Origin of the sequence: Novosphingobium sp. (assembly GCF_040079535.1) — a bacterium.
GTDB lineage: Bacteria > Pseudomonadota > Alphaproteobacteria > Sphingomonadales > Sphingomonadaceae > Novosphingobium.
The window spans coordinates 1-25,491 of the sequence record NZ_JBEBKB010000037.1; the positions used below are offsets into that span (position 1 = coordinate 1).

General features: G+C 61.7%; 27 protein-coding genes. 15 read left to right on the forward strand and 12 right to left on the reverse strand.

Features of this window, described 5'->3' with window-relative positions:
* The 3 genes from ABL914_RS11235 to ABL914_RS11245 all read right to left on the reverse strand — a co-directional run.
* A partial coding sequence (locus ABL914_RS11235) for a hypothetical protein (protein ID WP_391563275.1) occupies nucleotides 1–333 on the reverse strand: 333 nt, incomplete at its 3' end.
* Nucleotides 334–391: 58 nt separating this feature from the next.
* Nucleotides 392–1,009, reverse strand: coding sequence for a hypothetical protein (locus ABL914_RS11240; protein WP_391563276.1), 618 nt, complete (start codon nucleotides 1,007–1,009; stop codon nucleotides 392–394).
* A 150-nt stretch (nucleotides 1,010–1,159) separates the two neighbouring features.
* Entirely contained in the window at nucleotides 1,160–1,753 is a 594-nt protein-coding gene (locus ABL914_RS11245) for a hypothetical protein (RefSeq protein WP_391563277.1), read from the reverse strand.
* A 143-nt stretch (nucleotides 1,754–1,896) separates the two neighbouring features.
* Here ABL914_RS11245 and ABL914_RS11250 point away from each other — a divergent pair, with 143 nt between their 5' ends.
* Entirely contained in the window at nucleotides 1,897–3,543 is a 1,647-nt protein-coding gene (locus ABL914_RS11250) for a M28 family metallopeptidase (protein ID WP_391563278.1), read from the forward strand.
* Nucleotides 3,544–3,601: 58 nt separating this feature from the next.
* Nucleotides 3,602–4,537, forward strand: coding sequence for a TIGR01777 family oxidoreductase (locus ABL914_RS11255; protein WP_391563279.1), 936 nt, complete (start codon nucleotides 3,602–3,604; stop codon nucleotides 4,535–4,537).
* On the opposite strand, the gene ABL914_RS11260 is transcribed toward ABL914_RS11255, so the two are convergent.
* Nucleotides 4,534–5,634: a branched-chain amino acid aminotransferase gene (locus ABL914_RS11260; protein ID WP_391563280.1), complete on the reverse strand. Its 1,101-nt coding sequence runs from the start codon at nucleotides 5,632–5,634 to the stop codon at nucleotides 4,534–4,536. The genes ABL914_RS11255 and ABL914_RS11260 overlap by 4 nt on opposite strands.
* 172 nt (nucleotides 5,635–5,806) lie before the next feature.
* Here ABL914_RS11260 and ABL914_RS11265 point away from each other — a divergent pair, with 172 nt between their 5' ends.
* Nucleotides 5,807–6,421, forward strand: coding sequence for a hypothetical protein (locus ABL914_RS11265; RefSeq protein ID WP_391563281.1), 615 nt, complete (start codon nucleotides 5,807–5,809; stop codon nucleotides 6,419–6,421).
* A gap of 350 nt (nucleotides 6,422–6,771) precedes the next feature.
* Here ABL914_RS11265 and ABL914_RS11270 read toward each other — a convergent pair whose 3' ends face one another.
* A complete protein-coding gene (locus ABL914_RS11270) occupies nucleotides 6,772–7,335 on the reverse strand; it encodes a hypothetical protein (RefSeq protein WP_391563282.1) in 564 nt (187 codons plus the stop codon).
* A 27-nt stretch (nucleotides 7,336–7,362) separates the two neighbouring features.
* Between ABL914_RS11270 and ABL914_RS11275 the strand changes: the two genes are divergently transcribed.
* The 6 genes from ABL914_RS11275 to ABL914_RS11300 all read left to right on the forward strand — a co-directional run bounded on the left by ABL914_RS11275 (nucleotide 7,363) and on the right by ABL914_RS11300 (nucleotide 11,852).
* On the forward strand, nucleotides 7,363–8,106 hold the full coding sequence (locus ABL914_RS11275) for a TlyA family RNA methyltransferase (protein WP_391563283.1): 744 nt from the start codon (nucleotides 7,363–7,365) through the stop codon (nucleotides 8,104–8,106).
* Nucleotides 8,107–8,185: 79 nt separating this feature from the next.
* Nucleotides 8,186–8,746 carry a TspO/MBR family protein gene (locus tag ABL914_RS11280; protein WP_391563284.1) on the forward strand — a complete coding sequence of 187 codons (561 nt, stop codon included), beginning with the start codon at nucleotides 8,186–8,188 and terminating at the stop codon, nucleotides 8,744–8,746.
* A gap of 5 nt (nucleotides 8,747–8,751) precedes the next feature.
* Nucleotides 8,752–9,006, forward strand: coding sequence for an accessory factor UbiK family protein (locus tag ABL914_RS11285; RefSeq protein ID WP_391563285.1), 255 nt, complete (start codon nucleotides 8,752–8,754; stop codon nucleotides 9,004–9,006).
* Nucleotides 9,007–9,067: 61 nt separating this feature from the next.
* Nucleotides 9,068–9,670 carry a DNA repair protein RecO gene (locus ABL914_RS11290; RefSeq protein ID WP_391563286.1) on the forward strand — a complete coding sequence of 201 codons (603 nt, stop codon included), beginning with the start codon at nucleotides 9,068–9,070 and terminating at the stop codon, nucleotides 9,668–9,670.
* A 12-nt stretch (nucleotides 9,671–9,682) separates the two neighbouring features.
* Nucleotides 9,683–10,726, forward strand: a complete 1,044-nt coding sequence (leuB, locus tag ABL914_RS11295) for a 3-isopropylmalate dehydrogenase (protein ID WP_391563287.1) — start codon at nucleotides 9,683–9,685, stop codon at nucleotides 10,724–10,726.
* 1 nt (nucleotide 10,727) lies between these two features.
* Nucleotides 10,728–11,852: a glycosyltransferase gene (locus tag ABL914_RS11300; protein ID WP_391563288.1), complete on the forward strand. Its 1,125-nt coding sequence runs from the start codon at nucleotides 10,728–10,730 to the stop codon at nucleotides 11,850–11,852.
* 26 nt (nucleotides 11,853–11,878) lie between these two features.
* On the opposite strand, the gene ABL914_RS11305 is transcribed toward ABL914_RS11300, so the two are convergent.
* From ABL914_RS11305 to ABL914_RS11325, 5 genes are read right to left on the reverse strand one after another with little or no spacing between them, the layout of a single operon-like run.
* Nucleotides 11,879–13,159: a phospholipid carrier-dependent glycosyltransferase gene (locus tag ABL914_RS11305; protein WP_391563289.1), complete on the reverse strand. Its 1,281-nt coding sequence runs from the start codon at nucleotides 13,157–13,159 to the stop codon at nucleotides 11,879–11,881.
* An 11-nt stretch (nucleotides 13,160–13,170) separates the two neighbouring features.
* Nucleotides 13,171–14,379, reverse strand: coding sequence for a trans-sulfuration enzyme family protein (locus ABL914_RS11310; RefSeq protein WP_391563290.1), 1,209 nt, complete (start codon nucleotides 14,377–14,379; stop codon nucleotides 13,171–13,173).
* Between the two features lie 45 nt (nucleotides 14,380–14,424).
* The gene (locus ABL914_RS11315) at nucleotides 14,425–15,333 is read right to left on the reverse strand and encodes a 50S ribosomal protein L11 methyltransferase (protein WP_391563291.1); all 909 of its coding nucleotides are present in this window, start codon (nucleotides 15,331–15,333) and stop codon (nucleotides 14,425–14,427) included.
* Nucleotides 15,330–16,220: a subclass B3 metallo-beta-lactamase gene (bla, locus tag ABL914_RS11320; RefSeq protein ID WP_391563292.1), complete on the reverse strand. Its 891-nt coding sequence runs from the start codon at nucleotides 16,218–16,220 to the stop codon at nucleotides 15,330–15,332. Before bla ends, ABL914_RS11315 begins: the two co-directional genes overlap by 4 nt.
* Nucleotides 16,210–16,926, reverse strand: coding sequence for an SDR family NAD(P)-dependent oxidoreductase (locus ABL914_RS11325; protein WP_391563293.1), 717 nt, complete (start codon nucleotides 16,924–16,926; stop codon nucleotides 16,210–16,212). The genes bla and ABL914_RS11325 overlap by 11 nt, the downstream gene beginning before the upstream one ends.
* 171 nt (nucleotides 16,927–17,097) lie before the next feature.
* On the opposite strand from ABL914_RS11325, the gene sdhC reads away from it, so the two are divergent.
* Genes sdhC through ABL914_RS11345 form a run of 4 tightly spaced genes read left to right on the forward strand, consistent with a single transcriptional unit; the run spans nucleotide 17,098 to nucleotide 20,330 of the window.
* The gene (gene sdhC, locus ABL914_RS11330; protein WP_391563301.1) at nucleotides 17,098–17,499 is read left to right on the forward strand and encodes a succinate dehydrogenase, cytochrome b556 subunit; all 402 of its coding nucleotides are present in this window, start codon (nucleotides 17,098–17,100) and stop codon (nucleotides 17,497–17,499) included.
* Nucleotides 17,500–17,512: 13 nt separating this feature from the next.
* Nucleotides 17,513–17,896: a succinate dehydrogenase, hydrophobic membrane anchor protein gene (gene sdhD, locus ABL914_RS11335; RefSeq protein ID WP_391563294.1), complete on the forward strand. Its 384-nt coding sequence runs from the start codon at nucleotides 17,513–17,515 to the stop codon at nucleotides 17,894–17,896.
* 1 nt (nucleotide 17,897) lies between these two features.
* Complete coding sequence (gene sdhA / locus ABL914_RS11340) at nucleotides 17,898–19,721, forward strand: succinate dehydrogenase flavoprotein subunit (protein ID WP_391563295.1); 1,824 nt, start codon at nucleotides 17,898–17,900, stop codon at nucleotides 19,719–19,721.
* Complete coding sequence (locus ABL914_RS11345; protein WP_391563296.1) at nucleotides 19,722–20,330, forward strand: hypothetical protein; 609 nt, start codon at nucleotides 19,722–19,724, stop codon at nucleotides 20,328–20,330.
* Between the two features lie 258 nt (nucleotides 20,331–20,588).
* Here ABL914_RS11345 and ABL914_RS11350 read toward each other — a convergent pair whose 3' ends face one another.
* On the reverse strand, nucleotides 20,589–22,199 hold the full coding sequence (locus ABL914_RS11350; RefSeq protein WP_391563297.1) for a GMC family oxidoreductase: 1,611 nt from the start codon (nucleotides 22,197–22,199) through the stop codon (nucleotides 20,589–20,591).
* Nucleotides 22,200–22,263: 64 nt separating this feature from the next.
* Entirely contained in the window at nucleotides 22,264–23,634 is a 1,371-nt protein-coding gene (locus tag ABL914_RS11355; RefSeq protein WP_391563298.1) for an APC family permease, read from the reverse strand.
* Between the two features lie 225 nt (nucleotides 23,635–23,859).
* On the opposite strand from ABL914_RS11355, the gene ABL914_RS11360 reads away from it, so the two are divergent.
* Together ABL914_RS11360 and ABL914_RS11365 are read left to right on the forward strand one after the other, a co-directional pair.
* Nucleotides 23,860–24,240, forward strand: a complete 381-nt coding sequence (locus ABL914_RS11360; protein ID WP_391563299.1) for a BlaI/MecI/CopY family transcriptional regulator — start codon at nucleotides 23,860–23,862, stop codon at nucleotides 24,238–24,240.
* Nucleotides 24,237–25,491 (forward strand): M56 family metallopeptidase (locus tag ABL914_RS11365; protein ID WP_391563300.1); only part of this gene is annotated, 1,255 nt, incomplete at its 3' end. The genes ABL914_RS11360 and ABL914_RS11365, both read left to right, overlap by 4 nt.

Sequence of the window (25,491 nt, forward strand, 5' to 3'; positions counted from 1 at the left end):
TCCATTGGCTATTTTGCAAATGTCATTTGTAAGAATTCGCGCGTTGGTCAGATCGGTATTGACTGCATTTAGATATTCGGACGGGGCATCATTGCGCGCCAGTTCCTTCAGGTTTGCAGCCTTGATCAACAGTGTGCAGGCTCGAACTACATAGACGCGCTCATTCGTGGCCGCTGCCTTATCAAGTTCGGCCTGTGCCTCTTTGAAAGCAGCATCGCTCTGTGCCGAGTAGTTATCGAATTTCGCTTCATCGATGTATTCCTGCGCCAGGGCGGGCGAGCAGATCGCCAGCTGCAGGGCTACGGCGAGGATAGTGCGGCTGAGGCTGTTCATTGGCGGTGTAGTCCTATCGAAAGGGGGCGCCTATCCAGGCACAGTCGGCACTGCGCCGTCAGCCAGCGCAAAACGTCCCATCGCGTTGATTGGCGACCTGTTGCGCAAAGGCGCGGACCTTGCCAGCATCCATCACGTTCGCCAGCGCGGGATTGGCCTCGATCGCCTTGACAACATCGGCGAGGTTGCGTGCCGATTGGCGCGCGCTGGCGCAGGCGGCTGTCCCATCGCCAGCGCGCAGCAGTTTGCCCGCTTCACTGTATTGGTTCAGGCCCAGTTGCAGCTTTTGCTTCGCATAGTCTAGATCAGCTTCGCTGCCGCCGCTTTGGCCCGGGCCGCAGAATTGCCTGACCTTGGCCTTGGCGCCATCAAGGCTCTGCTGCTGGCGATTGGCCATTTGCTTGACCTCTTCGCGCTGTTCATCGGTGCGCATCGGGTATTCCAACAGCGCTGTGATCGAGTTGTGATAGAGTGTTTCGGCATTCTGGAAATGCTGGCAAGCGGCGCGGTTCTGGCCTGCATCGCGCGCATCCAGACCGCTGTTGTATTCCGCCACTGCCTGCCGATCGAGTTCGGCAGCGCGCTGCGCCAGCAGCGGCTGGGCGCCAAGCAGGATCAGGCCAAGGGTAATGGTCAGCGCGGCGGCGGCGCGGGGCCAGAGGGCAAAGCAGTTCATTCACAGGTCCTTGTCTTTGTCGCCGTGAACGGAACATGGCTTTGCGCGACGGGACTTTGTGCATGCAAGTTGACGATGCAGCATTGGTGAAATGCGACAGCCGGCAGTGCCCATCGCAAGCGGCACCACCGGCATTGTCGGCGCATCCTGTCAGTTTACGGAGCGGGTGTAGACCGAATGCCCTGCGCGCAGCCAACTGTCCGCGGTTGAAATGGTAACGGCCAGCGCATCGTTCGATGGGACGCTATCATAAACGCAGCGCGGGCCATCCGGCCCGCGATTGATCCGTGCCGACAGATAACGCGAGGAGGGGCGGATGACGCCATTTGAAACGGAGCCGCTATAGGACCGGCTGGTGCCGGGGTGGATCACATCGATATTCCCGATCGGCGCCGAATAATGGGTTTCACGCAAGCTGACGTTGCTGCGTACCTCAAGCGAAACCCCCAATATGCCGTTCGGACCGGTGGCGGCTTCGGTTCCGACATTTTCTATCGTGGCGGTGACGTTGTACGATCTGCCATCTGCACCGCGCGATATATCTATCCGGCCAACACGCAGATCAGCGCGGCAGGGCCCGGTTGGCGCGGGCGCGGTAATCGCACGGCGCACGTTAGGATCAGTGGGAGCAACTGCCCCCACGGTATCTGGACGAATACTGCCGGGCAGCGGATCAGCCGCGGCGCTGGATACAGCAGGCGCGATCAGGATAGCAGCAAGCAAAAAGCTGAATCGGCGGTTCATTGTTAACTCCTGAATTGGTTTTGTTATTTGCCTCATGGGCAAAAGGGCTGCGAGCCGATTGCAAAGCAGGCTGCGCGAATTTTCGGGCCAAAGCAAGGGCGATCGCGGCTTGCCCTGCGCGCGTCTGCGACTAGGCTGTGCCGATGACCATACGCCCACTGATCGCGCTGGCGCTGGCCGGGCTCCTGCTCGCCGCTACTGCTACAACCCCGCAAGCACCGCTTTCCGCCCAGCGCATTACCCAGACAGTGCGCGAGTTGACCGACGATTTTTATCAGGGCCGCGCGCCGGGGACTTTGGGTGAGGAACGCACGGTTGGCTATCTGATCGGGCGCTTTCAGGCCCTGGGGCTGGAGCCGGGCGGGCCGGGCGGCAAATGGGTGCAGGAAGTGCCGCTGCTCCACACGCGCCTCGGTGCGCCGCAGCGGCTGGAACTGGCGACGCCCAAGGGGGCAATGCCGCTGATGCTGGGGACCGATGTCTATCTTTCAACCTTGCAAGGGGCCGATCTCGCCACAGTGGCCGCTGCTCCGCTGGTGTTTGTGGGATACGGCGTCAAAGCTGCAGAGCGCGGATGGGATGATTACAAAGGCGCGGACCTGAAGGGCAAGGTTGCGGTGTTCCTAATCAACGATCCGGATTTCAGCGCCGATCCCAAAGAGCCGGTGGCGGGGAAGTTTGGCGGCAAGGCGATGACCTATTACGGCCGCTGGACCTACAAGTTTGAGGAAGCGGCAAGGGCCGGGGCAGTGGCAGCTCTGATCGTCCATGACGCCGAAGGGGTGGGCTATGGCTGGAATGTAATCACCAGCCCGGGCGGCGAGAACTATGGGCTGGTCAGCCGCAAAACCAGCCTGGCGCTGCAAGGCTGGCTTTCGCATGGAGCGGCCGGACAGGTGTTCGCGGCGGCCGGGCTGGATCTGGGCAAGCTGCGCGTGGCGGCGCGATCGGCCCGGTTCAGGCCAGTGCCGCTGGCGGGTGTAACGCTGAGCGCTGCGATCCCTGCTGCCCATGAGGTGATCACCAGCCGCAATGTGCTGGCCCGGCTGCCGGGCACCACGCACGGCGATGAAGTGGTGATGCTGGGTGCGCATTGGGATGCATACGGCGCGGGCAAGGCTGATGCAGCCGGTCGGGTCTATCGCGCCGGGGCCAACGACGATGCGCTTGGCGTGGCCGGTATGCTGGAGATCGCGCGCGGATTTGTGGGTGGGGCGGCGCCGCAGCGATCGATTGTGTTCGCGGCCTGGACGGCGGAGGAACGCGGCCTGCTGGGATCAGAGCATTATGCTGAAAATCCGGTCTACCCGCTTGGCAAGACGGTTGCCAACCTGACAATCGATGTGTTGCAAACCGCCGGCCGGGCAAAGGATGTGGTGCTGATCGGCAAGGGTCAATCGAGCATGGAGGACGAGTTGACCGCGGCGGCCAAAGCGCAAGGGCGGTATCTGACCCCGGAAAGCCTGCCTGAACGCGGGCTGTTTTTCCGCGCCGATCACTTCCCCTTCGCCAAGCGCGGTGTGCCGGTGTTGCTGATGATGGGGCTGGCGGGCGCATCCGATCTTGAACAGGGCGGCCGTGCGGCCGGCCAGGCATGGATCGATGACTATACCGGGCGGTGTTATCACCAGGCCTGTGATGCCTGGGACCAAAACTGGAACCTGGATGGCGCGCTTCAGGATATTGCGCTGGTTCAGTCTATCAGCTGGGATCTGGCCAATTCACCGCGCTGGCCGATGTGGAAACCGGGTAGCGAATTTGCCGCCGCGCGCGGGCAAGTGGGGCGTTAGGGCTTCTTCCCCTTTGGCCAACTAGGCACGGCGCCAAAGCGGCCTAACCATCGGTGCCATGGATCCGAGTGACCTTGTTTGTGCCCTGCCAAAGCAGCAGCATGTTCTGGTCACCGGCGGCACCGGCTTTGTTGGGTCGCGGTTGGTCGCGGGGTTGATGGCTGGTGGGCATGCAGTGATCGTTCTGGCCCGCAATCCGGCGACGGCGATGGCAGCGCTGCAGGCTGGCGCGCGGGTTGTTACCAGCATGGCCCAGATTGCCAGTGACGCGCGCCTCGATGGAATCGTCAATCTTGCTGGTGAACCGATCTCAAACGGATTGTGGACCACTGCCAAGCGGGAACGGATTGTGGATTCTCGGGTCTGCATGACCCGCGCTTGCCTTGATCTGATTGCACGGCTGGAAGTGCCGCCAAAGGTGTTTGTAAGCGGATCCGCAATTGGTTGGTATGGGCTGCGCGGGAACGAGGTTCTGGATGAAACTTCCACTGGTACCAATTGTTTTTCGCGGGATGTTTGCACCGCCTGGGAGGCTGCAACAGAGGGAGCGGGCGTGCGCACCGTGCTGCTGCGGACCGGATTGGTGCTTGATAGATCAGGCGGGATGTTGGCGCGGATGCTGACGCCGTTCAAATTGGGCCTGGGCGGGCGGTTTGGCGATGGCCGCCATTGGATGAGCTGGATTCACCGCGATGATCTCGTCAGGCTGATCGTTCATTGCATGGCTGAACCGGATTTGTCCGGTGCGATCAACGCTACCGCACCCCAACCTGTGACGAACCGTGATTTCACCAAGGCGCTGGGCCGCGCGTTGCGCCGGCCGGCTGTGTTGCCGGTGCCAACATGGCCATTGAAGCTGGCGCTGGGGGATTTTGCCAGGGAACTGCTTCTGGGCGGGCAACGGGTGATGCCAGTGCGCGCGCAGGACAGCGGGTTCGCATTTGCCTATCCGGATATTGCCACAGCGCTGCGGGAAATCGTTGGCCGGGCTTAGCCCAGCCGCATCACCCAGCCATGCGGATCAGGTTCCTCGCCGCGCTGGATCGCGGTAAGCCGGGCCTTGAGCTTGCTGGTCAGCTGGCCGGGTCCACCACTGCCAATAGTGAAGCTGCCGGTGTGATCTGCAACCTGCCCAACCGGAGTGACCACCGCAGCGGTTCCGCAAGCGAACACTTCAACCAGTGCGCCAGACTGTGCATCGGCGCGCCATTGATCGAGGCTGTAGCGATCTTCGCGGACCGTCAGGCCCTCGTCACGGGCCAGTCGGATCAGGCTGTCGCGGGTAACCCCGGCCAAAATCGTGCCGGATAGTGCCGGAGTGGCCAGGCTGCCATCGGCATGGACGAAAAACAGGTTCATGCCCCCCAGCTCTTCGATCCACCTGTGCTCTGCCGCATCTAGGAACAGGACCTGATCGTGTCCCTTGGCAAAGGCTTCGGCGGTGGGAACAAGGCTGGCAGCATAGTTTCCGCCGCACTTGGCCGCCCCGGTGCCGCCAGGGGCTGCGCGGGTATAGTCTGAAACCCAGATCGAAACCGCCGGTGCGCCGCTCTTGAAATAGTTGCCGGCCGGGCTGGCGATCACCAGGAACTTGTAGGCCTTTGCCGGGCGCACGCCCAAAAAGGCTTCAGTGGCGATCATGAACGGGCGCAGATAAATCGATCCGCCTTCGACGGTGGGGAACCAGTCCTTGTCAACCGCAACCAGCTCTTGGATAGCGGCGATGAACAGGTCGTCGGGCAGCTCGGGCATGGCCAGCCGTCGGGCCGAAGCGTTAAACCGCGCGGCGTTCGCCTCGGGCCGGAACAAGGCCATCGAACCATCGGGATGGCGATAGGCCTTCAGCCCTTCGAAAATCTCCTGGGCATAGTGCAGCACCGAGGCCGCCGGATCGAGCGCGATCGGGCCATAGGGCTGGACCGTGGGATTGTGCCAGCCAGCCGCTTCGCTCCATTCGATCATGACCATGTGATCGGTGAAACGGTTGCCGAAACCGGGGTTCTCCAGGATCGCCGCGCGATCCTGCGCCGGGGTTGGCGCTGGGTGCGGCACGCGGGTAAAGCGGGTGGCGGGATCGGCTAGGGTGGCCATCGAAAACGAATCCTTGAGAGCGAAGCGCAGGCTTTGTATGAATATTACGCAAACTGCAACATAAAAGTAACAAACGGAAAGAGACTATTTCAGTTTCCTGCAAACCCTGGCTTGCGTCAACGAAGAAGTGCCGACATGCTTTGGCAGCAGGGTGAAGGCGGAGGATAAAGTGATGACCAGATTGATGATGCTTGCCCTGGCCGCTTTGATCCTTCCCGGTGGGGTTCCTGCCAGGGCGCCGGCATCCCGCTCGCTGGCGCCCAAGCCAATGACCTGCGCCGTGCCGGTGGGGCGCGGCGATACTGCGGCCAGCCTCAAGGCTCGGTTTGGGGCTCAGGCCAAATTGATGAAAATCCACGCCGCAGAAGGTGAAATGGTTAGCGGGATGGCGCTGTGGCCGGGCGATCCGGCGCGGCGGATTGACGTGTTTTTTGATGAAAGTTCGCGCAAGCGGGTTGAGACGATCCGTATCACAGAGCCAAAATCGCGCTGGAGGATTGGCGGGCTGGGGCTCGGCTCGCGGCTTGATGCTGTGCTGCGCGCCAATGGCAAAGCGGTGCAGATCGGTGGGTTCGGCTGGGATTATGGCGGCGGGGTTGATCCGCGCGGCGGCAAGCTGGCGCACTGGCAGGGCGGGTGCCATATCGGACTGGTGATGGACGTAGGCCACGATGTAACCAATCCGCCCGAAGGCATCTATGGCGATGGTCTGATCCTGAACGCCAAGGATCCCCGGCTGAAATTGGCCCGGCCCGAAGTGACCAAGATCTATATCAGCTGGCCGTAAGCCGGCTTTGAAAATGAGAAGGGCCACACCGGCGTAACCGGGTGGCCCTTCGCATGGTCAGCGGCCGGAAGCGCCGCTCACGTAGCCTCTATCGCAGATCTGCTCAGCGATAATGCTCCATGTTGCGGATTACCGACCCCTCTGCTGAACCATGAGACATCGGTCACCTCCTTTCACGCTGTTAAAGCCATTTGCCGACCTCTCGGATCGACCGGACCGTTTTGCGTGGATCGCTTGCGGCCACGGGCTATATTTGAATCATTCGCGCGCAGACAACAAGTCTTGCATTCAAAAAAGATGCTGTCAGAATTACTCGCTTCGGGCTGGGCCCATGGCCCTTGCCAGCGCGCCTACCGGCAATCCTCGATCACCCGGCTAAGTTCAGGCCAGGCTGGCAGATATAGCGTTTCCAGGCCTGCCACTTCGATCGTGAAACGGCCGCGCGAAAAGGCCATTGCATCAAGCAGCGGATCGCGCGCCGGTATCGCCACCGCCAGCCAGCCCGGCGGGCTGATCGCTGGCACGCTGGCCATCGGCCGCAGCGCCGAAGTGGTGCGCACGGCCATCGGCACTGCTGCGGCAGCATTCCCGGCAACCATCAACAGCACCTGCCCGCCGGCCCGATCGCAGCTGAACCGCACAACCGGGGCATACCCGCCCCGGCCATAGCGGGCAGACGATTTGCCGCCGTCCATTGCCCAGGTCCAGTCACCCGGCGTTTGCGGCGCATCGCGCCAGTCGGCAGGTGCTGGCCGGGGCGGCAATGGCGGCGCGGGGGTGTGGATTGCCACCGGCCTTGTCGCGGGCGGCACGGCAACCTGGGTTGGCGCGCAAGAGCCCAGCAGCAATGTGCCAAACCCGGCGAGTGTCAGGGCCCAGCCCTGTTCCATCGGATGGCGTGCGGTTGCGGTCATCATGCTTCTATGGAAGGAGGCGCTGCAATGAGCAAGCTGTCCAAACAACGCGTCGATCAATTGCTGGTTGAACGCGGCCTGGCCGAAAGCCGCACCCGGGCGCAGGCGCTGGTGCTGGCGGGCGTGGTCTTTTCGGGCGAAACAAAGCTGGCCAAGCCGGGCCAGACGCTGGCCGCCGATGCGCCGCTTGCGGTGCGCGGGCGCGACCATCCGTGGGTTTCGCGCGGCGGGATAAAGCTGGCCCATGCGCTTCAGCACTTTGGGCTTGATCCTGCAGGCGCGACCGCAATGGACATTGGCAGTTCAACCGGCGGGTTCACCGATGTTTTGCTGTCACTGGGCGCGGATCATGTCTTCGCGGTCGATTCGGGCACCAATCAGCTTGCCTGGAAGCTGCGGCAGGATAGCCGCGTTACCGTGCTGGAACAAACCAACGCACGGATCCTGAGCCCGATCCAAATCAACCGATCGTGTGGCTGGGTGGTGTGCGACGCCAGCTTTATTTCATTGGCCAAGGTGCTTGATGTTCCGTTGAAACTGGCCGCCACGGCGTGCCGGTTGGTGGCGCTGATCAAGCCGCAATTCGAGGTTGGCAGGGCCGAAGTGGGCAAGGGCGGGGTGGTGCGCGATTCAGAACTCCACAGCCGGGTCTGCGATGAAGTGCGCGGCTGGCTGGTCGATAGTGGCTGGCAAATTCAGGGGATTGTTGAAAGTCCGATCAAGGGACCGGAAGGAAATGTGGAATTTCTGATCTCGGCCTGGCGCGAATAGTAATGGCGGGCGTTGCCTGCGCCGGATTGCCCCGCCATACCCTGATCAACGATTCGCCAGAAATGCAGGTTGCCAATCAATGAGTGAGATCGCTTCTCCCGGCCAACTCAGGGCCGCCTTTTTACGCTGGGCGCTGTTTGTGGTGCCGGCGATCCTGTTTCTTGGGTTCTTTTCGGGCCTGTTCGCCGGTAGCGGAGCGGGCAATGGCTGGTTTGTCGGGCTGAACAAGCCTTCGCTCTATCCGCCGCCGCAAGTGTTCGGAATTGTCTGGACTATCCTTTACCTGATGATGGGGATCGCGCTGACCATGGTGATCACCGCGCGCGGGGCATCAGGGCGCGGGGCGGCGATTGCGGTTTTTGGCGTGCAACTGCTGCTTAACCTGGCCTGGTCGCCGCTGTTTTTTGCCGCGCACCAGATCGGCGCGGCGCTGGTCTTGCTGGTGGTGCTGGATCTGGCGATCGCGGCGACTGTGGTGTTGTTTCGCAAGGTCCGCCCGTTGGCGGCCTGGCTGCTGTTGCCCTATCTGGCCTGGGCCTTGTTCGCGACAGTCTTGAACTGGCAGTTCCTTGAGGCAAATCCAGCTATCGAGGCAGAGACTGCTGCGGCCTTGAACATCCCGGCAGCAAGGTCCATCTAGCCGTCATGCAAAGCGAAAACCCATTTATCGCCGATATTGCCAAACTGCTGAACAGCGCGGCCGGAACCATGGCCGGCGTTGGCCGCGAAGCCCGCGATGGCGCGCGCGAACGGCTGCGCGAAGCGGTTGGCGGGCTTGATTTCGTGGCGCGCGACGAATTTGACGCGGTCAAGGACATGGCGGCCAAGGCGCGCGAAGAAAACGAGGCGCTCAAGGCGCGGGTTGAAGTGCTTGAAAAGGCGCTGAAGGCGAAAAAGTAATCCGCCGCCTTCCCGGCTGGGAAGGATTGCCACCCACCAGCTTTCGATCCAAACGAGCCGGATGCAATTCACCGGCCCGGCCATCGTCTGCACCAGTCGTCCGCACGGCGAAACCGCAGTGATCGTTCGGCTGTTGACCCAGCACCACGGCTTGCTGGCGGGCTATGTCGCTGGCGGGCGCGGGCGGCAACTTCGCCCTGTGCTGGTTCCCGGCAATGTGGTTGAGGCCGATCTGCGATCACGCGCCGAAGGACAATTGCCGTATGCCAGGCTTGAACTGGTTACCAGCCGGGGGCCATGGCTGGCCGAACCGTTGCCCGCCGCCGCGATTGGCTGGGTTACCACACTGGCCGCCGCTGCATTGCCCGAACGCCAGCCCTATCCGGCACTCTATCCGGCGTTGTCCGCATTGCTGGATGCGGTATGCCATGCGCCATCGGCGCGCGGGTGGATGCCTGGCTTGCTTACGTTTGAAACCTTGCTGCTGCGCGAACTGGGTTATGGCACTGCTGTCGCGCTCAATCCGGGCGCGGATCTGCCAGAAATGCTGGCGCTGTTTGACAAGCTTGGCGCGGCGCTAGACCGCTATCCGCTTGCCGAACGGCGGATTGATGTTATGGGCGCGCGCGCCATGTTGCGTGATCGACTGGCGCGGATCGGATAGCGGAAGAGCCCCATGAAGATTGCAGTTCTGCCCGGTGACGGGATTGGTCCCGAAGTAACCCGCGAAGCCGTGCGGGTGCTTGAAGCCCTAGGCCTTGATGGGCTTGAGCTGAACTACGGCGATGTTGGCGGTGCGGCCTACAAGGCGCATGGCCATCCGCTGCCGGCAGCAACACTCGATCTGGCCCGCAGCAGCGATGCGATCCTGTTCGGCGCGGTTGGCGATCCGGCTTGCGATAATCTTGAGCGCCATCTGCGTCCAGAGCAGGCGATCCTGGGGCTACGCAAGGAACTGGGCCTGTTCGCCAATTTGCGCCCCGCACGGGTGTTCAAGGGGTTGGAAGATTTCTCGGCGTTGCGCCCCGAAGTTGCCGGTGCAATCGATCTGTTGATCGTGCGCGAGCTGAACGGTGATGTTTATTTTGGCGACAAGGGGATTGAGGTTCTGGCCGATGGCACGCGGCGCGGCTGGGATATGATGAGCTATGCCGAAGCTGAAGTGCGCCGGATCGCCCATGTGGCATTTCGCGCGGCGCAAGGGCGCGGGGGCAAGCTGTGCTCGGTCGATAAGGCCAATGTGCTGGAAACATCGCAGGTCTGGCGCGAAAGCGTGATTGCAGTTGCCGCGGAATATCCTGATGTCGAGCTGAGCCACATGTATGTCGATAATGCCGCGATGCAGCTGGTTCGCAGCCCCGGGCAATTCGATGTGGTGGTTACCGGTAACCTGTTTGGCGATATCCTGTCTGATCAGGCCAGCATGTGTGTGGGCTCAATCGGGCTGCTGGCCTCGGCGTCTCTCAGCGAGGGCAGCCTGGGCTTGTATGAGCCGATCCACGGCTCTGCCCCCGATATTGCTGGCCAGGGCATAGCCAACCCAATGGCGGCCATGCTATCGGCCGCAATGCTGCTGCGCCACTCGTTGGGGCTGGAAAATCAGGCCGCCCGGATCGAGGCGGCGGTAGCGGCCGCACTGGAAGCCGGCGTGCGCGGGGCGGACCTGGGGGGAAGCCACAGCACTGCGGCGATCGGCGATGCGATTGTGGAGCGCTTGTAAGATGACCATCCGCCTTGGTGTAGTTTTGCCCACTTACAACGAGCGCAAAAACCTGCGTGGAATGATCGATCGGCTTGATAAGGCGTTGGTCGGCATTCCGTTTGAAGTGATCGTGGTGGACGATAACAGTCCCGATGGCACCTCTGACGAAGCGCGTGAAATCGCACAGAGCGACGCCCGCGTCCATGTGATCCAACGGATCGGGCGGCGCGGGCTGTCTTCGGCCGCGATTGAGGGGATGTGCGCCACGGCCGCCCCGGTTGTGGCGGTGATGGATGCCGATCATCAGCACGATCCCGATCTGCTGCCAGGCATGCTGGTCGCCATCGAAGGCGGGGATTTTGATCTATCCTATGCCAGCCGCTTTGCCGAAGGATCAAGCACCGAGGAATGGGGCCGGCCAGACCGGGTCAAGGCATCGGGCCTGGCCAACCGGATCGCCAACAAGGTCACCGGGATTGAACTGACCGATCCGATGAGCGGCTATTTCATGCTGCGCACCGAAACGCTGCGGGCTGATGCGCACCGGCTTTCGGGCGTGGGCTTCAAGATCCTGCTGGATATTCTGGCGACGGTTGAGACGCCGCTTCGGATCAAGGAAGTGCCGATGAATTTTGCGGCGCGGCTGGAGGGCGAATCCAAACTTGATCGAACCGTGGTGTTCGAATTCCTGGTGGGGCTGTATGATAAATGGCTGGGCCGGATCATCCCGACGCGCTTTGCGCTGTTTGGCACGGTTGGCGCGCTGGGTGCGGTGGTCCATTTCAGCATATTGGCGATCGTTCTTACTTTGCTGGGTGAAACCTATGCGGTGAGCAAGTATCCCAATGAGACGAACTTCATCATCGGTCAGACGGCTGCGGCAATGGTGGCAATGACCTTCAACTTCGTGTTGAACAACGAACTGACCTATGCCGATAAGCGGCTGCGCGGCTGGGGCCCGTGGCTGCGCGGGTGGCTGCAATTTGCGCTGACCAGCTCGTTCGGGATTCTGACCCAGATCGGCGTTGCCACAGCGTTGGTGCGGATCGGCTTTCACGCTTACCCGGCTGCTGCAATCGGGATCGTGCTGGCATCGGTCTGGAACTTTGCGCTTTCCAGCAAATTTGTCTGGGGCAAGTATTAGGGTCAACAGGTTGTGACCCTTGGTAACTAGCGCCAGCTATCGAACCACATCCAGAATTCGTAACTGCCGCGGCCTTCGCTGAGCGGTGCGCCTGATATTATCGGATAGAACCAGGCAAACATTGCCGCGCAGCTACCCAGCATGATCGGCGCCAGCCAGCGCAGATCATCTTCGCTGCGCCAGATCGCCTCAAGCGCCAGCGCCAATGTTGCCATCAGGAAGGTACTGGGCAGCAGGTAATGGTAGAAAAACTGGATCGGCTTGCCCGATAGCGGCCAGAAAGCCAGCGTCAGCAGGTACAGCGCGGCGAAGGCCACTGCATCCCAGCGGCGATGCCTTAATCCGGCCCACGCAGCCCACAGCAAGGCCGCGAGCCCGGCGAACATCGACACCGGATTGCCGATCAGCACGATCCCGCGCTGAACCCCGTCAATTTCGCGGTAGAGATACCAGATCGCCCGGCGATCGATAATCCAGTCTTGCCAGGTTGATCGGTAGGGATGCGGCTTGGTGACGCTGTCCTGCAATTGGATCATGAACCTGTGCCAATCAATCGGGTGCCACGGGCTGGCCGGATTGGTGGCCCAATGAAAGGCCGGCCAAAAGCTGAGCCAATAGATCGCCAGTGGGACCAGCCCCAGCCACAACGCGGCTTCGGCCAGGCTGATCCCCGGCACCGGCCCGCCGCCGCGCGCCAGCAGAAACCGGGCCCGGTGCTGCTTCAACTTCATTCCCGCGAACACCAGACCAGGCACGGCCAGCAGCGGTGCGACACTCCACTTGGTGCCCAGCGCAAGGCCCAGCAGAACCCCCGCTAAAGCCAGCCGCCAACGGCCCTGATGCGGCACGCGGATCGCCGCGGCGATCTGCCACAGCGCCAGCATCGCCAATCCGGCCATCATCATATCCAGCATCGCAATCCGGCTTTGGATGAACCAGAAGAAATTGGTTGCCACCAGCACCATCGCGCCCAGCGCCGCCAATCTCCGCCCGCTGGCAAACCAGACCATCCGGCCAATCGCGAACAGCCCAAGCGCGCCAGCCAGTGCAGATGGAACCCGCCAGTATAGCGGGCTATCGCCCAGCCAGCGGATCGCAGCGGCCAGCAAGATCTTGCCGAACATCGGATGCTCGGGGTTGATCCGCTGTCCTTCGATCAGGTTCCTGGCAGCTTTGACATAGTGGACTTCGTCAAAATAGACCTCGCTCGGCACACCCATCCGCCACCAGCACAGCGAAAGAAACAACAGCGTGATCACCACGCTCCAGTCGAACGGATCACGCTCGGTGGTGAAGGGCGGGGTCATCGCGGGCCTGATCAGAGACCAACGGCCTTCAGCGCGCGGTCCAGATCCTCGATCACATCCTCGGGGTCTTCCAGCCCTACATTTAGCCGCAGCATGCCTTCGGTAACGCCCATTTCTGCGCGCGCTTCCGCGCTTACAGAATAATGCGTGGTTGAGGCGTTGTGGCACATCAGGCTGCGCGAATCCCCGATGTTGTTAGAGATGTCGATCAGTTCCAGCGCATTGAGCAGTCCGTGGGCCTGTTTGCGTCCGCCATCCACTTCGAAGCTGAAGATTGATCCGGCCGCGTCCATCTGCCTCATCGCCAGGTTGTGCTGAGGATGGCTGGGCAGGCCGGGGAAGTTGATTCTAGGCACGCGGCCTTCCAGAAACGTTCCCACCTTCAGCGCGTTCTCACTTTGCCGCTTTACCCGCAGATCCAGCGTTTCAAGCCCTTTCAGCACCACCCAGGCATTGAATGGCGAAAGGTTCGGTCCGGTGTTGCGCTGGAACCACAGCAGTTTTTCATTGATGAATTCTGCGCTGCCCGAAACCGCGCCGGCCAGCACGCGGCCTTGCCCATCCATCAGTTTGGTCGCGCTATAGGCGACGACATCTGCGCCCCATTCGATCGGGCGCTGGAGCGCGGGAGTGGCAAAGGCGTTATCGACGACAGTAGTGATGCCGCGTGATTTGGCCAGATCGCAAACATACTTCAGATCGACGATATCCATCGTCGGATTGGCCGGCGTTTCAAAGAAGAACACCTTGGTTTCAGGCCGGATCGCGGCGATCCATTGATCGTTATCGCGCGCGTCGATCGTAGTGGTGGTGATCCCGAAACGCGGCAGCAACTGATCGACCAGCCAGCGGCACGAACCAAATGCGGCGCGCCCCGCAACCACGTGATCGCCCTGTTGCAACTGGCACAGCAAAGCCGCCGTCATCGCCGCCATGCCAGTGGCCTGAACGCGGCAGGCCTCGGCCCCGTCCATGAGTGCAATGCGTTCTTCCAGCATCGCCACGGTGGGGTTCTGAAGCCGCGAATAGGTCATCCCCGGATCTTCACCGCGGAACCGCGCGGCGGCGGTCTCGGCATCGTCATAGGCATAGCCCGAGGTGAGGAAGATCGCCTCGCTGGTCTCGCCCATTTCGCTGCGCCAGGTGCCGCCGCGCACGGCCTGGGTGGCGCTGCGCCATTTCTTCGTGATCGAGCGGTCTCTACCGGTGGTGCGTTTCATAGTGCTGGGGCTTTAAGTGGCGCGCCGGGTTGGGGCAAGTGCCGATCAAACGGTTGACCGTTTCCTCAGCCACAGGATCGACCAATCGCCATTGACCAGCCGCTCTGCAATCCGCAGGCCTGCGCGGCGGCAGGCGCGGCGCACGCCCTTTTCCTGCGTTTCAAGCAGACCTGCCAGCAGCAAATGCCCGCCCGGCACCATGCTTTTGGCGAAATGCGGGGCCAGATCGATCAGCGGCCCGGCCAGGATATTGGCGATCACCAGATCATAGGGCCCGCGCGCCTGCAGCAGCGGATGCTCCATCCCGTCGGCCACCAGCATGGTCAGTTCGCCCAGCCGCGCTCCCATTGGAATGCCGTTGGCGCGGGCGTTATCGTCGACTACATCGAGACACACCGCATCGATATCGCTCGCGGTGGCAAGGGTATGCGGCCACAGTTGCAGCGCGGCGAATGCGAGCAGGCCTGTGCCCGTGCCAATATCAGCGCAATTCCTCACTACCACGCCGCGCGCCTTCATTTCGCCCAGCATTTCCAGACACCCGGCGGTGGTGGCGTGCTGGCCGGTGCCAAAGGCCTGGCTGGCGGAAATGCAGAAATCGCGCACCCCCGGTTCGTCCAGCGGTGGATGCTCTGGCGTGTGGACGTAAAAGCGCCCGGCGCGGATCGGTTCCAGACCTTGCTGGCTGTGCGTCAGCCAATCGACATCGGGCAACTTTTGCTGGCTGAAGCGGGGCGGCTGGCCGGTGAACAGACCGGCAATCGCCGCACGGTCCTGATTGTTTGGCTTGCGCGGCAGCCAGGCCTCCAGCTGCCAGTCATCGGGCTTGTCCTCGGCAATCTCGCTTCCCGAAAAGACGATATCCGGGTCCCAATCGAACGCATCCTCATGGCGCAGCAGCGCACCCTCGATCACCGCGCGCGGCGCGAAGGCAGTAATTTTCCAGCTGCTCACTTGGCTGATTTTTCCTTTTCAAGCCGCTTGGCCAGCCGGTCGCTACCGGCCGCGGCATAGGCGACGCAGGCGCGCGGATAGACCAGCGCCGCCTTGCCCGAAAGTCGCTCCAGCAGGTCGCTGCCGCCGGGGTGGGGAGTGAGGAGCAGATCGCAAGGCAGCGCCTCGATCGTGCGCAGGCCTTCGCGGGCGGCATCCACGCGATCAGGATGCTGGGTAAAGTGGTAGTCGTCAGACGAGATCGCATTGACGCTATCGGCATAGGCAATGGTCAGGCAGTTGCCCTGCTCGCAGCTTTGCCAGGTCCAGCTGGCAGAGCCGGGCGAATGGGTGGGATTGGCATGCATGGTAAAGCGCGTGCCGCCGATCATCAGCGATCCGCCACCGCGCAGCACCCGGTCAACCCGGGTCGGTTTCATTGGGTATTTGACCAGCCAGGCGGCCTGCGGATCTTCGGGAACGGCTTGGCCGGTGCGCATGGCCTGGGCCGCGCCAGGGCTGACCACCAGCCGCGCGCCGGTAGCCTGCTGGATAACCGCCATGCCGCCGACGTGATCGAAATGTTCATGCGTCATCAGCAGCCATTTGATCTGTCTGGGATCAAAGCCCAGCGCCCGGATGTTGGCCAGCACGTGCGACGCGGCATCTTCGGGGCCGGTATCGATCAGCACGAGGCCAGCGCTGGTTTCCACCAACACAACCGTGATCCCGCAAGTGCCGACATACCAAGTCTTGCCGTGGATCCTTGCGGGCGGGGACGGGTCTGACCAGCCATCTTTTTCGCCGCAAGCGCCAAGGATGTCTTTGCTGGCGCCAGGGCGATCGGCCGGAGCGACAGCGCCCAGCGAGAGCAGGAAAAAGGCGGAGGCGGCAATCTTACCTAACATACGAAGCTCCATTGGCATCGATCACGGTCCCGGTCATGCTTTCGGGCGCATCCGTTGCACAAAACGTGACGATAGCGGCAATTTCATCGGGCGACGCAACCCGGCCCAGCGGAATATCGGCCAAAAGCCCCGGCCCGCCGCGACTGGCCAGATAGTCATCAGCCATGGCCGTATCGGTAAAGCCAGGGCACACCGCATAGCTCATGATGCCCTGCGCGGCATAAGCCCGCGCAATCGTCTTGTGCATGGCGATCATTCCGCCCTTGGCAGCGGCATAGTGCCAGTGATCGGGCGAATCGCCGCGGTATCCCGCGCGGCTGGCGACATGAACGACGCGTCCGCCGCGCCCATCCGCAAGCCAATGCCTGACTGCAAAGCGCGAAAGCTCGGCTGCGGCGGTCAGGTTGATCCGCAAGGTATCTTCCCAGTTATCGAGCCATTCGATATCGGAAAGTGAGATCGGATTGGCGGCGAACAATCCGGCGTTGTTGACCAGAACGTCGATCCGTCCACCACTGCGCTCCATTGCTTCGTCCCAAATTTGCGACGGGGCAGCAGGATCGGCCAGGTTTGCGCCGATTGTATCTGGATCATGGGCCTTGCTGGCGTGGCCGATCACCCGCATTCCGCGCGCCGTTAGCCGCGCAGCGATCGCAGCGCCGATCCCGCGCGATGATCCGGTGACAAGAGCGACTGGCTGGGTCATGATCCGCATTCTTGGCGCAGTGCGGGTGCTTCGACAAGCGACTCCTGAGCGTGCGCGGGGCATACAGCGCAAGATATGCCCTCTCGACCGCTTGCACCGCCCCCTATTTTGGCTAAGGGGATGGCAACGGAGCCCGCGCGCTTCACCAGCTACCTAGGGGTAATTCGCCGCATGGCCCACGCTGACACCAAGGCAAAAAGCCGCCCGACATCACCCCACCTGCAAATCTGGCGCTGGGGGCCGGCGATGGCGGTTTCGATCCTGCACCGTGTAACCGGCGATGGTATGGCGCTGGTTGGCCTTGCGGTGCTGGTCTGGTGGCTGGGCTCGCTGGCCGGTGGGGCTGAGAGCTTTGCAGCATTTTCTGACCACGCCGGGGCCTGGTACGGCAAAGTGGTGCTGGTTGGCCTGTCATGGGCGTTCTTCAGCCACATGGCCTCGGGGCTGCGGCATTTCGTGCTCGATCTGGGTGCAGGCTATGAATTGAACAACAACGCGATGTGGTCGTGGCTTACGCCGCTGTTCGCGCTGACTGCAACCGTCCTGTTCTGGACGGCGATTGTTGCAAGCTGAGGGGTTTGGCACGATGGGTAACGGAACTTCGATCGGCCGCGTTCGCGCTTTGGGATCGGCACATTCGGGCAGCCATCACTGGCTGATGCAGCGCTTCACGGCGGTCGGCAATCTGCTGCTGGGACTGTTCCTGGCCTTCAGTTTCGCAAAGATGGGCGATTTCGGCTATCCTGCGATGCACAAATGGCTGCACGCCCCGCTGGTCGCCACGCTGGTTGGCCTGTTTGTGGCATCCAGTTTCTGGCACGCCCGGCTGGGGCTGCAAGTGCTGATCGAGGATTACGTCAAATCCAGCGGCAACCGGTTCGCCGTCCTGGCGCTTCTCAACCTACTGACATTCGGCGGCATGGCATACGGCCTGCTGTCGTTGATCCGCATCGCTCTTGGAGCTGCCTGACATGACCGCTGCTGCCTACAAGATCATCGATCATACCTATGATACCGTAGTGGTCGGCGCGGGCGGATCGGGGCTGCGCGCCACGATGGGCAGTGCCGAAGCCGGCCTCAAAACCGCCTGCATCACCAAGGTGTTCCCCACCCGCAGCCACACCGTGGCCGCCCAGGGCGGGATCGCCGCCAGCCTGACCAACAACACGCCCGATCACTGGACCTGGCATATGTTCGATACCGTCAAAGGTAGCGATTGGCTGGGCGATCAGGACGCGATCGAATATATGGTGCGCGAAGCGCCGGCCGCAGTTTACGAGCTGGAACACGCCGGGGTGCCGTTCAGCCGCAACGAAGACGGCACAATCTATCAGCGCCCGTTTGGCGGGCACATGCAGAACATGGGTGAAGGCCCCCCGGTCCAGCGGACTTGCGCCGCGGCAGACCGCACCGGCCATGCCATGCTCCACGCGCTCTATCAGCAGAGCCTGAAGTACGATGCGGATTTCTTCATCGAATACTTCGCGATCGATCTGATCATGCAAGTCGGTGCCAATGGTGTTCCGGAATGCCGCGGCGTGATCGCGATGTGCATGGAAGATGGATCGATCCACCGTTTCCGCGCCAAGGGCGTGGTGCTGGCCACCGGCGGTTATGGCCGGTGCTATTACACCGCCACATCGGCCCACACCTGCACCGGCGATGGCGGCGGGATGGTGCTGCGCGCGGGCCTGCCATTGCAGGATATGGAATTCGTCCAGTTCCACCCGACCGGGATTTACGGCGCGGGCGTCCTCATCACCGAAGGCGCGCGGGGCGAGGGCGGCTATCTGACCAATTCCGAGGGCGAGCGGTTCATGGAACGCTATGCCCCTTCGGCCAAGGATCTGGCCAGCCGCGATGTCGTCAGCCGCTCGATGGCGCTGGAAATGCGCGAAGGGCGCGGCGTGGGCCCGAACAAGGACCACATCTACTTGCACCTCGATCACATCGCACCCGAAGTGCTGGCCCAGCGCCTGCCCGGGATTACCGAAAGCGGCAAGATCTTTGCCGGGGTTGACCTTACCCGTCAGCCGCTGCCGGTCTGCCCGACGGTGCATTACAACATGGGCGGGGTGCCGACAAAATGGACCGGCGAAGTCGTTACCATCGGCGCTGATGGCAACCCCGAAACCATCGTGCCGGGGCTGTTTGCGGTGGGCGAAGCGGCCTGCGTTTCGGTCCACGGGGCCAACCGGCTCGGCTCTAATTCGCTGATCGATCTGGTGGTGTTTGGCCGCGCGGCCGGGCACCGATTGAAGGAATTGATCAAACCGGGTTCGGCCCACGCCGAACTGCCCAAGGATTCTGCCGATCTGGCGCTGACCCGGCTGGATCATTTCCGCAATGCCAGCGGCGGTTCGCCTACCGCCGAAGTGCGCAGCGAAATGCAGCGCAACATGCAGGCCCACTGCGCAGTGTTCCGCAATGATGAACTGCTGGCCGAAGGCAAAAAGCAGCTCGCCAAGACTTATGACCGGATGCAGGACATCCACGTTTCGGACAAGAGCCTGATCTGGAACAGCGATCTGATCGAAACGATGGAACTCGATAACCTGATCGCCCAGGCCACCGTAACGATCCACGGCGCCCACAACCGCAAGGAAAGCCGCGGCGCCCACGCCCACGAAGATTTCCCCGATCGCAACGACAAGAAATGGATGAAGCACACCGCCGCCTGGTTTGAAGGCTGGGGCGGCAAGGGCGGCAAGGTCAAGATCGACTACCGCCCGGTGCATGAATTCACGCTGACGGACGATGTTGAGTATATCAAGCCGAAGAAGCGGGTTTATTGATTGGCTGAAGTTTGGCTCGAAACAGATGAGTGTGAAGATGTTCTGTCTTCAGTTCGGCATTGTAGCGTAAGCTTTGGACTTGCTGAAACTGACCTTCATGCGTTTAAATGGGTCATACTCTCATTGCACTCTGCCTTGCAGGGCAGCTGTGTTTGCCATCTCGTAGGTACAGCAGGTCCTTTGGGGGCAACGACAAAGCGGAATGCAACGGAGTGGTGTGTCTACTACGCAGCCAAAGTTGATGAGCAAGTTTCGAGGCCGAAGACCAAGATTGCTGAACTGCCGGAGCTGCTCAAACGCATTCGGAAGGAGAATTCCGCAGGCGATGGTTCACAAGGATCAGAAATCCAACTGACAGATAGTGATCTCCAATGGTGGAAGCGGACTCATGATCGAATGCGAAATCAATTCGTTCACTTTGAGCCGATGGGTTGGAGCATCGAACTGAGCGGGATTCCAGAACTGGTGCTTGTTACGTCGCGGATCATCAAGGAGATTGAGTCCAATGGCTGGGCATTCCGCCATATGTCCGACGAATGGCGATGCACGCTATGCGAAGAAATTCGAAATCTGGAGACGAGGGCTCGGGATTGGGTCTTCAAGGGGTGAATCTTTCAGTTGCAACGCCCCCCACACTATCACTACCCCGTCACCCTGAACTCGTTTCAGGGTCCATTCCCATCACAACCCGAAGCGTCGTCGGCTAACCAGAACGCGCGGTTTGGTTTTTCAACGAGCTGCCGGGCTACACGCACGATGGACCCTGAAACGCGTTCAGGGTGACGGTTGAAGGGATCGTGATCGGGGCTGGCCTGGCTGCGCCGGGGGTTGCGGCGACAGTTTACTTAACACCCAAGCCCCGGCAAGTCAGACCCGCGCATCTTCCTTCAGCATATCCGCCGCGCGTTCTGCGATCATGATCGTTGGCGCGTTGGTGTTGCCGCTGACCACATTGGGCATGACAGAGGCATCGATCACCCGCAGCCGGTCCAACCCGCGCAGGCGCAACCGGGCATCAACCACGGCCATCGGGTCACTACCCGGCCCCATCTTGCAGGTGCCAACCGGGTGATACTGGGTATCGGCGCGGTTGCGGATATCGGCTTCCATCGCGGCCGTATCGCCTGCATCGATCGGATAGAACATCTTGCCGAGGATCGGTTTGAACGGGGCTGATTCCATCAGGTTTTGTTGCAGCTGCGCGCCTTTCAGCAGGACTTGCAGATCGCGCTCATCGGAAAAGAACCTGGGATCGATCACTGGCGCATCGCGGGGATCGCGGCTGGCCAGGCCCACGGTGCCGCGGCTGTGGGGCCGCAGCAGATCGACATGGCAGGACAGGCCGGTGCCAAGGTGCATCTTGCGGGCGTGATCATCCACGATCGCCAGAACCATCAGCAGTTGCAGATCGGGCGCGGGCACGCCTGGCCCGCTTTTGACGAAAGCGCCCGAACAGACGAACGGGCTGGTGAGCAGCCCGGTGCGCTTATTGCGCCATTCGAAGATGCCTTTGAGGAACGCCCAGCCGGCCTTGGGTGACAGGCCAAACACATCGCTGCGATCCTTGATCCGCCAGCTTTGCACATAGTCGATATGATCTTGCAGGTTTTTGCCCACGCCGGGCAGATGGCAGGTGCTTTCGATCCCCAGCGTCTTCAGATCTTCGCCGTCGCCGATCCCCGAAAGCTGGAGCAATTGCGGCGATCCGAACGCCCCGCCCGAAATGATCACTTCGCGGCGGGCGTTGGCCTGATAAACCGCCTTGCCCTGTTCGTATTCAACGCCCTTTGCTGCGCCGGCCTCAGTCACGATCCGGCGCGTTAGCGCACCGGTGATTACCTTCAGGTTGGGCCGGCCAAGGTTGGGGGTGAGGTAGCCCTTGGCAGCGCTGCAGCGTTCGCCATCTTTCTGGGTTGCCTGATAGTGGAAGGCGCCTTCCTGTTCACCGCCGTTGTAATCCGGGTTCAGGCGGATCTGGCGCTGCTGTGCGGCTTCGATAAACAGATCGGCCAGCGGACTTTGATGGTTGGGGTAGGTGACGTTAAGCGGGCCGCCCTGGCCGTGCCATTCGTTGTCAAATTGCTCGTTGTTCTCGGACTTCTTGAACCAGGGCAGGCATTGATCAAAGCCCCAGCCGACATTGCCCAGTCGTTCCCATTCGTCATAATCCCAGCGGTTGCCGCGGACATAGAGCATCGCGTTGATAGAGCTTGATCCGCCCAGCACCTTGCCGCGTGGTTGATAGCCCTTGCGGCCATTAAGGCCCGGCTGAGGCACGGTTTCGAAGGCATAGTTGTTGAGCTTGGTTGGCATCATCGCCACCGCGCCGACCGGCGCCTGAACCACCGCGCTTTGATCAGAACCGCCGGCTTCAAGCAGGCAAACGGTTACGGTGGGATCCTCGGTCAACCGTCCGGCCAGGACGCACCCGGCCGATCCGCCGCCGACAATCACATAGTCAAATTCATCCGTCTGCATGGTGCCCCTCCGCTTTTGCCGATCTTGCGGCAATCAAGGCGGAGGGGCAAGGTTTTAGGCAGGCTTAGGCAGCGGCTGATTTGCGCCGCGCCGCGCCCAGCATCAGCGGGATAAAGCCCAGCAGGATCGCACCAATTCCAATCCCGATGGTCAGCCCATCAAGGTCTTTCATCGAATAGAGCCCCACGAACACCATGAAGGCGGTGGACAATCCCGGCCAAATCACATGGGTGAGCGCATCCATCGCGCTGCCCTTTATCATGGCGCGATAGTGCCAGACCGATGCCGCGCCCGCGATGCTCATGTAAAAGCAGATCTGCAGGCCGATCGCGGTCAGCGAGGTGCTGAGGATAGTCTCAACTGCCGGCAGGTATGAAAAGCCCAGCAGCAGCACCAGCCCCAGTGCCCAGATCAGCACGGTGGCAGTGATCGGGGTCTGCCATTCGGCATGAACCTTGGCATAGCGCGGATGCAGGATATCGGCCCGGCTCATCGAGAACATCGAGCGGGTGAAACACAGGATCTGCGTTTCGATCGTGCCGATGGTGGATAGGATGGTCGATACCACGGCCAGATAGCCCCAGGGTGATGGAAACAGCTTTTCGGCCACGGCGAACATCACGTTGGTATCGGCATCGGCGATTTCCTGATCGGTCAGCACGATCAGCACCACTGTCAGCATCAGGACGAAAAACACGATCAGGTTGACCATCGACCAGAACGCCCCGCGCCCAGCCGGTTGGGGCACGCCATCGGTGGTTTCCTCGCCCAGGTTCATCGTCACGTCCCAGCCCCAGTAGAAGAAGACTGCGACCAGGGCGCCGGCCACGAAGGTTTCTGTGGTGAATGATGTGGGCGAAAACCAGCTGATGCTGGGCACATGCGCGGGCTGGTTCCAGAAGTAGTAGATCCCGGCAGCGATGATTGCGAAGACGATCGCGGTTTCGATGATCGTGAACAGGATCTGGGCAAAGCTGGCATGTTTGATCCCGCGGCCCACCACGGCTGAGATCAAGGTCAGCCAGATCGCCGCCACCGCCGTGACCCAGCCGGTGCTTTCAACATGCTGCGGCGCAAGGATCTTGAGCGTGGCCTGCGCGGCCGGAACCGTTGCGGTGACCATGAACACCACCGAGGCAACGATCAGCCCCCAGCCGGTGAAAAAGCCCCAGGTGGGGCCGAATACCCGGCTGACCCAGGCAAAGCTTGCCCCGGCATCGGGTGCCATCTTGTTGAGATTGATGAAAGCCAGCATCAAGCCGAACATGATCAGGCCGCAATAGAGGATCGAGCCAACTGACAAGACGCCAACCGTGCCGACAATCAGCGCAGTTGTGGCGGCGATCGAATAGGCCGGCGCGGTGCCCGCGATGCCCATGATCACCGATTCCGCTACCCCCAGCGCCCCTTTGGCAAGGCTATGTTCCTGCGCCATGACAACCCATCCCCTTTTATCGTTGTGTTCAGCGCGCAGCATGGCGTGCACCAGCGGGGTGGCAAGGCCCATAATGCAGGCAGTTAGCTATCGGATTTGCCGATGGCTTGGCGCTGATCGGGATCAGGCAGCTGTTGGTCGAAGCAGCCGCGCGATAAATCTGGCGTTCATGTTTACAGATGTAGTCGATTACAGGCGTAGACGAAGATCGGGACGGGAACAGCGATGACGGACCCCACAGGCGAACGGATCAGCGAGGCAGAGCACGCGGTGATGGAGGCGCTATGGACGCGGTCGCCGCTTAGCGCTGGCGAAGTGGCCGATGCCGTGATGCAGAACCGTGGCTGGAGCCTGGCAACGGTCAAGACACTGCTTTCGCGATTGGTGGCCAAACAGGCGGTATCAACCCAGCCGCAGGGCAAGCGCTTTCTCTATGCCCCAAGAATTGCCCGCGAAGCCTATCTGGGCGGAGAGAGCCGGCGGCTGGTCGATCGGTTATTTGGGGGCAGCGCCGCAGGCCTGTTCGCGCATCTGGCCGAAGCCGAAGCGTTAAGCCAGGCTGATCTCGATCGGATCGCTTCGTTGCTTGAGGAGCTGCGCAAATGAGCTGGTTGCTGGATACGCTGGCCGCCACCGCGGCGCTGATTGCCTTGGTGCTGGTTCTGCGCCGCCCTGCGGCACGGCTGTTTGGGCCAGGATTAGCCTATGCCCTGTGGATTTTGCCGCTGCTGCGCCTGGTGCTTCCGCCCCTGGTGCTGCCGGCCCAGCCTGCTGCGAGCGCCGCCGCGCCAGCCTTGGCCGGTACGGTGATTTCGGTCACCGCTGCCGCGCCATCAGCCCCCGCCTGGGGCATTGTTGCCCCTTTGCTCCAGGCGGTGTGGTTGGCCGGAGCGCTGACGTTTCTGCTGTGGCGGGCGTGGTCCTATGCCGCGATGCGACGCCGCATGCTGGCGGGTGCGCGCAGTGTGGGAGAGGCCGGAAATATAAGGTTGGTGGAAAGTGCGGCGGCGCTTTCGCCAGTGGCTTTCGGGATTCTGGATAAAGTGGTGGCACTGCCGCCCGGCTTCATCAATCGGGCCGATACCGCTGGCCGCGATTTGGCCATCGCGCATGAGCTGCAACACCACGCCGGGCGCGATCTGGTCGCCAATCTGGCGATGCAGCCGCTGCTTGCGCTGCATTGGTTTAACCCACTGGCCTGGGCCGGTTGGCGCGCTATGCGCCGCGATCAGGAAGCGGCCTGTGATGCGCGGGTGCTGGCAGGACGCGATCCCGAGACCCGCTTTGTCTATGCGCATTTGATTGCTGCATTCGCCGCCGCACCGCGCCAGATCTTGGCCGCGCCTTTGGCCTGTCCTGTGGTGGGCGAAAAGAACATTGTTTACCGCTTAAGGAGCCTGACCATGACCCAGCCTACACCCCAAAATCGCCTGTTCGGCCGCCTGTTGCTGGCCAGCGCGGTGATCGCCCTGCCGCTCACGGCTACGATTAGCTATGCAGCGCAGGATGCCCCTCCGGCACCACCGGCCGCGCCCCAAGTTCCTGCTGCGCCTGCCGCTCCAGCTGTGCCGAACAAGGTGACCCGGATCGTAATCGTTGAAAGCGACAATCCTGATGACGACACGCTTCACAGCCGCACGGTCACGCGTGGTGAGCGCACCTTTGAATTTCGCACCAAGCAAAAATTGAGCGATGCTGATCTCGAGCGCCGTATGGCTGAAATTGAAAGCAGCGAGCATATGACAGGCGGGGCTGTGTTCGTTGGCATGCCCGAAGGCGCTGACGGCAAGCATGTTGTTCGCCATGTGGTGATGGTTCCCGCTGGCGGCGGACATGCCGAACATCACGCCCCCATTC

Excerpts from the sequence above, each read along its gene's own strand:
- ABL914_RS11240 (WP_391563276.1), bottom strand. The coding sequence starts at position 1,009 with ATGAACTGCTTTGCCCTCTGGCCCCGCGCCGCCGCCGCGCTGACCATT.
- ABL914_RS11245 (WP_391563277.1), bottom strand. The coding sequence starts at position 1,753 with ATGAACCGCCGATTCAGCTTTTTGCTTGCTGCTATCCTGATCGCGCCT.
- ABL914_RS11250 (WP_391563278.1), top strand. The coding sequence starts at position 1,897 with ATGACCATACGCCCACTGATCGCGCTGGCGCTGGCCGGGCTCCTGCTC.
- ABL914_RS11255 (WP_391563279.1), top strand. The coding sequence starts at position 3,602 with ATGGATCCGAGTGACCTTGTTTGTGCCCTGCCAAAGCAGCAGCATGTT.
- ABL914_RS11260 (WP_391563280.1), bottom strand. The coding sequence starts at position 5,634 with ATGGCCACCCTAGCCGATCCCGCCACCCGCTTTACCCGCGTGCCGCAC.
- ABL914_RS11265 (WP_391563281.1), top strand. The coding sequence starts at position 5,807 with ATGACCAGATTGATGATGCTTGCCCTGGCCGCTTTGATCCTTCCCGGT.
- ABL914_RS11270 (WP_391563282.1), bottom strand. The coding sequence starts at position 7,335 with ATGACCGCAACCGCACGCCATCCGATGGAACAGGGCTGGGCCCTGACA.
- ABL914_RS11275 (WP_391563283.1), top strand. The coding sequence starts at position 7,363 with ATGAGCAAGCTGTCCAAACAACGCGTCGATCAATTGCTGGTTGAACGC.
- ABL914_RS11280 (WP_391563284.1), top strand. The coding sequence starts at position 8,186 with ATGAGTGAGATCGCTTCTCCCGGCCAACTCAGGGCCGCCTTTTTACGC.
- ABL914_RS11285 (WP_391563285.1), top strand. The coding sequence starts at position 8,752 with ATGCAAAGCGAAAACCCATTTATCGCCGATATTGCCAAACTGCTGAAC.
- ABL914_RS11290 (WP_391563286.1), top strand. The coding sequence starts at position 9,068 with ATGCAATTCACCGGCCCGGCCATCGTCTGCACCAGTCGTCCGCACGGC.
- leuB (WP_391563287.1), top strand. The coding sequence starts at position 9,683 with ATGAAGATTGCAGTTCTGCCCGGTGACGGGATTGGTCCCGAAGTAACC.
- ABL914_RS11300 (WP_391563288.1), top strand. The coding sequence starts at position 10,728 with ATGACCATCCGCCTTGGTGTAGTTTTGCCCACTTACAACGAGCGCAAA.
- ABL914_RS11305 (WP_391563289.1), bottom strand. The coding sequence starts at position 13,159 with ATGACCCCGCCCTTCACCACCGAGCGTGATCCGTTCGACTGGAGCGTG.
- ABL914_RS11310 (WP_391563290.1), bottom strand. The coding sequence starts at position 14,379 with ATGAAACGCACCACCGGTAGAGACCGCTCGATCACGAAGAAATGGCGC.
- bla (WP_391563292.1), bottom strand. The coding sequence starts at position 16,220 with ATGTTAGGTAAGATTGCCGCCTCCGCCTTTTTCCTGCTCTCGCTGGGC.
- ABL914_RS11325 (WP_391563293.1), bottom strand. The coding sequence starts at position 16,926 with ATGACCCAGCCAGTCGCTCTTGTCACCGGATCATCGCGCGGGATCGGC.
- sdhC (WP_391563301.1), top strand. The coding sequence starts at position 17,098 with ATGGCCCACGCTGACACCAAGGCAAAAAGCCGCCCGACATCACCCCAC.
- sdhD (WP_391563294.1), top strand. The coding sequence starts at position 17,513 with ATGGGTAACGGAACTTCGATCGGCCGCGTTCGCGCTTTGGGATCGGCA.
- sdhA (WP_391563295.1), top strand. The coding sequence starts at position 17,898 with ATGACCGCTGCTGCCTACAAGATCATCGATCATACCTATGATACCGTA.
- ABL914_RS11350 (WP_391563297.1), bottom strand. The coding sequence starts at position 22,199 with ATGCAGACGGATGAATTTGACTATGTGATTGTCGGCGGCGGATCGGCC.
- ABL914_RS11355 (WP_391563298.1), bottom strand. The coding sequence starts at position 23,634 with ATGGCGCAGGAACATAGCCTTGCCAAAGGGGCGCTGGGGGTAGCGGAA.
- ABL914_RS11360 (WP_391563299.1), top strand. The coding sequence starts at position 23,860 with ATGACGGACCCCACAGGCGAACGGATCAGCGAGGCAGAGCACGCGGTG.